General features: G+C 75.8%; 8 protein-coding genes and 1 pseudogene. 3 read left to right on the forward strand and 6 right to left on the reverse strand.

Annotated elements, in window-relative coordinates; genetic code table 11:
- Positions 1 to 63: 63 nt before the first annotated feature.
- On the forward strand, positions 64 to 1,227 hold the full coding sequence (locus OO48_RS02960; RefSeq protein ID WP_033212430.1) for an alpha-hydroxy-acid oxidizing protein: 1,164 nt from the start codon (positions 64 to 66) through the stop codon (positions 1,225 to 1,227).
- 167 nt (positions 1,228 to 1,394) lie between these two features.
- Here the strand turns inward: OO48_RS02960 and OO48_RS02965 are convergent, their stop codons facing one another.
- Positions 1,395 to 1,832 (reverse strand): ATP-binding protein, encoded by a 438-nt coding sequence (locus OO48_RS02965; protein ID WP_033212431.1) that lies wholly within the window; start codon positions 1,830 to 1,832, stop codon positions 1,395 to 1,397.
- A gap of 165 nt (positions 1,833 to 1,997) precedes the next feature.
- On the opposite strand from OO48_RS02965, the gene OO48_RS38025 reads away from it, so the two are divergent.
- Complete coding sequence (locus OO48_RS38025; protein WP_157845367.1) at positions 1,998 to 2,174, forward strand: hypothetical protein; 177 nt, start codon at positions 1,998 to 2,000, stop codon at positions 2,172 to 2,174.
- A gap of 32 nt (positions 2,175 to 2,206) precedes the next feature.
- Here OO48_RS38025 and OO48_RS02970 read toward each other — a convergent pair whose 3' ends face one another.
- Positions 2,207 to 2,689, reverse strand: a complete 483-nt coding sequence (locus tag OO48_RS02970; protein ID WP_033212432.1) for an Lrp/AsnC family transcriptional regulator — start codon at positions 2,687 to 2,689, stop codon at positions 2,207 to 2,209.
- A 111-nt stretch (positions 2,690 to 2,800) separates the two neighbouring features.
- On the opposite strand from OO48_RS02970, the gene OO48_RS02975 reads away from it, so the two are divergent.
- A complete protein-coding gene (locus OO48_RS02975) occupies positions 2,801 to 3,952 on the forward strand; it encodes a trans-sulfuration enzyme family protein (protein WP_033212434.1) in 1,152 nt (383 codons plus the stop codon).
- Between the two features lie 6 nt (positions 3,953 to 3,958).
- On the opposite strand, the gene OO48_RS02980 is transcribed toward OO48_RS02975, so the two are convergent.
- The 4 genes and pseudogenes from OO48_RS02980 to OO48_RS39520 form a co-directional block, all read right to left on the reverse strand.
- Positions 3,959 to 4,771 carry a DUF1028 domain-containing protein gene (locus OO48_RS02980; protein ID WP_033212436.1) on the reverse strand — a complete coding sequence of 271 codons (813 nt, stop codon included), beginning with the start codon at positions 4,769 to 4,771 and terminating at the stop codon, positions 3,959 to 3,961.
- A 109-nt stretch (positions 4,772 to 4,880) separates the two neighbouring features.
- Positions 4,881 to 5,192 (reverse strand): GNAT family N-acetyltransferase, encoded by a 312-nt coding sequence (locus tag OO48_RS02985; RefSeq protein WP_033212438.1) that lies wholly within the window; start codon positions 5,190 to 5,192, stop codon positions 4,881 to 4,883.
- Between the two features lie 18 nt (positions 5,193 to 5,210).
- Positions 5,211 to 5,834: an FMN reductase gene (locus OO48_RS02990; RefSeq protein WP_033212440.1), complete on the reverse strand. Its 624-nt coding sequence runs from the start codon at positions 5,832 to 5,834 to the stop codon at positions 5,211 to 5,213.
- Positions 5,831 to 6,000 (reverse strand): annotated as a pseudogene (locus OO48_RS39520) (5,10-methylene tetrahydromethanopterin reductase); the annotation flags it as partial. The pseudogene OO48_RS39520 and the gene OO48_RS02990, both read right to left, overlap by 4 nt.

Here is a 6,000-nt window from a genome sequence, read left to right on the forward strand (position 1 = left end):
CGCCGGGTAACGGGTGGAGCGTGGGCCCGCTTCGCAGACGCCCACCACCCCCGAGGAGCGCGGATGGCCCCCCAGTTCGGCGACTACCAGAACGAGATCTACTTCGAGGCGCTGTTCGGCGTCGCCCCGAAGTACCCGATGACGTACGCGGGCCTGGCCGAGCGGGCCCGGGCGGCGCTGGCGCCGGAGCTGTGGTCGTACGTGGCGGGCGGGGCGGGCGACGAGCACACCCAGCGGGCGAACGCCGCGGCGTTCGAGCGGTGGGGGCTGGTGCCGCGGATGCTGGTCGGCGCGAAGGAGCGGGACCTGCGGGTGGACCTGTTCGGACTGGAGCTGGCCTCGCCGCTGTTCCTGGCCCCGGTGGGGGTGGTGGGGCTGTGCGCGCCGGACGGGCACGGGGACGTGGCGACGGCCCGGGCGGCGGCCCGGACGGGGGTGCCGATGGTGGCGTCCACGCTGTCGGTGGACCCGATGGAGGCGGTGGCGGCGGAGCTGGGCGACGCGCCCGGGTTCTTCCAGCTGTACACCCCGACCGACCGGGCGCTGGCCGAATCGCTGGTGCACCGGGCGGAGGCGGCCGGCTTCAAGGCGCTGGTGGTCACCCTGGACACCTGGGTGACCGGCTGGCGGCCGCGCGACCTGGGCAGCGGCAGCTTCCCGCAGCTGCGCGGCCACTGCCTGGCGAACTACACCTCCGACCCGGTGTTCCGGGCCCGCCTCCAGGATCCGGACGGGGATCCGCGCGGCGCGGTGATGGACTGGGTGCAGGTCTTCGGCAACCCGCTGACCTGGGACGACCTGCCGTGGCTGCGGTCGCTGACCAGCCTGCCGCTGCTGCTGAAGGGACTGTGCCACCCGGAGGACGTGCGACGGGCGAAGGACGCGGGCGTGGACGGGGTCTACTGCTCGAACCACGGCGGGCGGCAGGCGAACGGCGGGCTGCCGGCGCTGGAGTCGCTGGCCGAGGTGGTGGCGGCGGCGGACGGCCTGCCGGTGCTGTTCGACTCGGGCGTGCGCAGCGGCGCGGACGCGGTGAAGGCGCTGGCGCTGGGCGCGACGGCGGTCGGGGTGGGCCGGCCGTACGTGTACGGGCTGGCGCTGGGCGGCGAGGCGGGCGTGGTGCACGTGCTGCGCTCGCTGCTGGCGGAGGCGGACCTGCTGATGGCGGTGGACGGCTACCCCTCGCTGGAGAGCCTGCGCGCGCCGGGCGCACTGCGGCGCTGCTGAGCGCCCTCCCGGCGCGCCCGGCTTATTGCGAGCTACTTGCAATAACACTTTGCATGCAGGAGAGTGGGGGCCGCGGGGTCGTCCGACGATCGTCTTCCCAACCGGCGTCCGCCGGGACGCGGCGCCGACCCCGCGCCGACCTTCCCCCCTCGGGCCGCCCGGGCCCTTCAGGGCTCCAGCGGCAGCCGCACCAGCATGGTCTTGCCGCCGCCGTCCCCGTCAGCGACGGTCTCCACCAGGCCGCCCGCCAGCGCGGCCAGCTCGTGCACCAGGGCCAGCCCCCAGCCGCCGCTGCCGTCCTGGTGCGGCACCTCGGGACGCTGCGGGCAGTGCGGGTGGCGGTCGTGCACACGCACCGTCAGTTCGCCCGCGCCGAAGTCGAGTTGGAGCGTGGTGCGGGGCGAGCGGGGGGCGGCGTGGCGGACCGCGTTGGTGACCAGTTCGCTGACCACCAGCAGCACCGTGTCGGTCAGCGGATCGTCCGCGTCGAACCCGCGCTCGACGAGTTCGGCCCGTACGCCGCGGCGCGCCTCGGGCACGGACGCGGGTACGGTCGCCAGGCTCAGGCGGTAGCGCACGGTCTGGGGTGGGTCCGCGACAGCCATGGTCGGTCCCTTCACGGCGGGGGCGACCGGGCGGGAGCGGGAGGCGCCGCCGTCCGGCCGCGTCGGGGCTCGGCAGCGCTGCCCCGTCCGAAGGAACCGGACAGATTACCGATACTCAGTACGGTAAGGCCGAACCCCCTGAACCGCGGCGGCGGATGCTGGACAGTGGCCACAACTCGCCACCGCCGCCGCACCCTGGGGACCATGGACGCGGCGATCGCCCGCAGCCTGGGCATCACCCAGCGCACCACGACCCGCCGGATCGCCCAGCCGATGGGCGAGCCGAACGCCCGGACCGGTTCCCAGGCCGATCCGCGAGCCGCCAAACACTGCTGGCGATAGCAGGATTGACGCTCCGTCACGGCGACGGAACGTCAGACCGCCGGGCCGCCGCCCGGGACGCGCTCGAAGACCAGGTTGGTGCGGGTCTGCGCGACCGCCGGGTGGGCCGTCAGGTGGTCGACCACGAAGCAGCGCAGCGCCTCCGGGTCGGCCACCGCCACGTGCAGCAGGTAGTCGTCGCTGCCGGCCATGTGGAACACCGCCAGCACGCCCGGCAGCTGGGGCGCGGCGGCCCGGAAGCTGCCGTTCTGCTCCCTGGTGTGCGCCCGCAGCCGCACCGAGATCATCGCCTGCAGCGGCAGCCCCACCGAGGGCAGGTCCACCTCCGCGTGGTAGCCGGCGATCACCCCGCGCTCGCGCAGCGCCCGCACCCGGGCCAGGCAGGTGGACGGGGCGATGCCGACCCGTTCCGCCAGCGCGTTGTTGGGCGTCCGGGCGTCGGCCAGCAGCGCCCGGACGATCGCCCGGTCGACGGCGTCGAGCCCCGCCGCGCGGGCCCGTGGAATGTTCGGCACGCCACCAGCCTGGCCGCCCGCGCCGAACATCCGCAAGGGCGCCCCCGCCCGGGCCGAATCATCTGCCGCCACTCTGGCCACCTGGCGCCCGGCCGTTCACCATCGGGCCCCATGAGCCGACTCGACACCCGAGCCGTGCACGCCGGCCGCGACGACCTCGCCGGACTCGGCACGCACGTCCCCCCGCTCGACCTGTCCACCACCTACCCGGTGCCGGACCTCGCCGCCGGCGGCGACGCCTACCAGGCGCTGGCCGGCGGAGGACGGCCGCCCGCCGAGGGCGGCCTGGTCTACCAGCGGCTGTGGAACCCCACCGTCGCCCGCTTCGAGCGGGCGCTGGCCGAACTGGAGGGCTGCGCCGAGGCGGTGGCCTTCTCCTCCGGCATGGCCGCGCTCTCCGCCTGCCTGCTGGCCACCGCCGCGGCCGGCCGCCGGCACGTGGTCGCGCTGCGCCCGCTGTACGGCGGCTCCGACCACCTGCTGGAGTCCGGCCTGCTCGGCACCGAGGTGACCTGGGCCGACCCCGGCACGCTGGCCGCCGCGCTGCGCCCCGACACCGGGCTGGTCCTGGTCGAGACCCCCGGCAACCCCACCCTGGACCTGCTCGACCTGACCGAGATCGCCGAGCGCTGCGCCGGCGTGCCGCTGCTGGTCGACAACACCTTCGCCACCCCGGTGCTGCAGCGGCCCGCCGCGTTCGGCGCCGACCTGGTGCTGCACTCGGCGACCAAGTCGATCGGCGGCCACGGCGACGTGCTGGCGGGGGCGGTGGCCTGCACCGCCGAGTGGGCCGAGCGGCTGCGCCGGGTCCGGGCGGTCACCGGCGCGGTGCTGCACCCGCTGGCCGGCTACCTGCTGCACCGCGGCCTGCAGACCCTGCCGCTGCGGGTGCGCGCCGCGTCCGCCTCCGCCGCCCTGATCGCCGACCGGCTGGCCGGGCACCCCGGCGTCGCCGCCGTGCACTACCCCGGCCGCTCCGACTCGCCGCTGCTGGGCAAGCAGCTCCTGGGCGGCGGCAGCACCCTGGCCTTCGAGGCGGCGGGCGGCTTCGCGCACGCCGCGGCGGTCGCCGAACGCTGCCGGCTGATCACCCACGCGGTGTCGCTCGGCGGCGTCGACACCCTGATCCAGCACCCCGCCTCCCTCACCCACCGCCCGGTCGCCGCCGCCCACAAGCCGTCCCCGGCCCTGCTGCGGCTGTCCGTCGGCCTGGAGGACCCGGACGACCTGATCGCCGACCTCACCGGGGCGCTGGCCGGGTAGGGGGCTTCAGTCCGGCCTGGAGGCCGTCCGCAGGTGGTCCAGCACCAGCGGGTCTATCCGGCCCTCGGCGAGGCGGCCCTCCAGGTTCTCCACGCCCGCCCAGCGGTCCAGCGAGTCGTAACCGAGACCGCCCAGCAACTCCCGCACCTCCTCGGCCAGCGCCCCCTCCAGCGGGAGCAGTTCGGCCGGGTCGGAGGCGCCGTGCAGCACCTCGTGCACGGCGAGCAGTCGGCGCAGTTCGGCCACCGGATCGGCGTGGTCGTCCACCCGCAGGTCGTACGCGGTGTCGCCCCAGCCGCCGACGCCCCGCCCCGGGTCGACCACGTACAGGGCGGCGCTCTGCCGGCCCCGGGCGTCCCCGCCCGCCGCGTCGCCCGCCGCCAGCGCGGCCACCAGCCGGTCGGCGAGGGGCAGTTCGGCGGCGGCCAGCCAGGCGGACGCCATGTCCCGGACCACCTCGGGTCCGGTCAGGATGTTCCCCTGCACCGCGTACCCGTCCCCGGCCAGCCCGCCCGCCCAGGGCAGGCACTCGTCCCCGGTGTACGTCACCGCGGCCCCGTCCGCCCCGACCACGCCCAACTGCCGGTGCGCCCGCCCCTCGTCCGCCGCCAGCAGCGCGGCCAGCACCCCGGCCGGCCCGACACCGCTGCGCAGCATCGCCAGCCCCTGCGGCCGGTACGCGACGTTGGCCCACGCCTGCGTCGCCAACGCGCCGACGCCGACCTCGGCCGCGGGCACCAGCGCCCCGACGGACAGGAACTTGCTCGCCACGGCGACACCGAGAGCGGTGCCCTGCCGGGCCACGATGGAGAAGGTCACGAGCCGCGACGATAGCCCGGCACCGGGCGGTTCGTCCACGCCCCGAGCATCCCTGGCAAACCCCGGCAAGGGGCGCCGGCGCGGAGCCGAGCGCCCCCGGGCTCCGCGCTCAGAGGTCGAACTTGCCTCGCTTCTCCTCCGGCACCAGGTCCACGTACTCCGGGTGCTTGGCGATCCAGCCGCGGATGAACGGGCAGTACGGCAGGACGCTCGCGCCGCGCTCGCGGACGGCGTCCAGCGCGGCGCGGGCCAGCTTGCCGCCGAGGCCCTGGCCCTCGAACGCGGGGTCGATGACGGTGTGCGTGAAGGCCACCGTCCGCCCCTCGTCGCGGAGTTGGTACTCGGCGAAGCCGGCCTGCCCGGCGTCGGTGCTGATCTCGAAGCGGGACTGCTCGGTGTTGTCGCGGACCTGGGGTTCCATGGTGATGCCTCCTGGGTGTCAGCGGGCGCGCAGCGCCGCGAGTTGCTGGGCGAAGGGGACGACCTGCTCGGCCGCCCGGGCGCGGGGGGCGGTGGGCCGGCCGGCGAGGCTCTCGGTGAGTTCGCCGGCCGCGCGGGCGATCCGTCCGGCGAGCGAGCCGTCGGCGCCGTTCGCGCCCCAGTCCTCGGAGGCGGCGAAGACGGCGGTGGGGACGACCACGGCGCGCAGGTAGGAGAACAGCGGCCGCATCGCGTGTTCGAGGGCGAGGCTGTGCCGGGCGGTGCCGCCGGTGGCGGCGATCAGCACGGGCTTGCCGGTCAGCGCGTCCTTGTCGAGCACGTCCACGAAGGACTTGAACAGGCCGCTGTAGGACGCGGAGAAGATCGGCGTGACGGCGATCAGCCCGTCCGCCTCCTCCACCGCCCGGACGGCCTCGCGCAGCGCGGGCGGCGGGAAGCCGGTGACCAGGTTGTCGGCGATGTCGCGGGCGAGTCCGCGCAGTTCGACGACCTGGACGTCCACCTCCCGGCCGGCTTCGCGCAGGTCGCGGGCGGTGGCCTCGGCGAGGCGGTCGGCGAGCAGCCGGGTGGAGGAGGGGACGCTCAGCCCGGCCGTCACCACGACGAGCTTGAGGGCGTTCACTTGGCCGCCACCTCCTTGTCCTGCTTGGCCGCCAGGCGGGCGGCGTGGGTGGGCCCGTCGGGGACGCCCGCCGGGCGGTTCTTGGCGAACTCGGCGCGCAGCACGGGGACGACCTCCTCGCCGAGCAGGTCGAGCTGTTCCAGGACGGTCTTGAGCGGGAGCCCGG

This window comes from Kitasatospora phosalacinea (genome assembly GCF_000716545.1).
GTDB lineage: Bacteria > Actinomycetota > Actinomycetes > Streptomycetales > Streptomycetaceae > Kitasatospora > Kitasatospora phosalacinea.

What these genes read in the sequence shown, in the direction of transcription:
- OO48_RS02975 (WP_033212434.1), top strand. Translation starts at nt 2,801, where the DNA reads ATGAGCCGACTCGACACCCGAGCCGTGCACGCCGGCCGCGACGACCTC.
- OO48_RS02965 (WP_033212431.1), bottom strand. Translation starts at nt 1,832, where the DNA reads ATGGCTGTCGCGGACCCACCCCAGACCGTGCGCTACCGCCTGAGCCTG.
- OO48_RS02960 (WP_033212430.1), top strand. Translation starts at nt 64, where the DNA reads ATGGCCCCCCAGTTCGGCGACTACCAGAACGAGATCTACTTCGAGGCG.
- OO48_RS02985 (WP_033212438.1), bottom strand. Translation starts at nt 5,192, where the DNA reads ATGGAACCCCAGGTCCGCGACAACACCGAGCAGTCCCGCTTCGAGATC.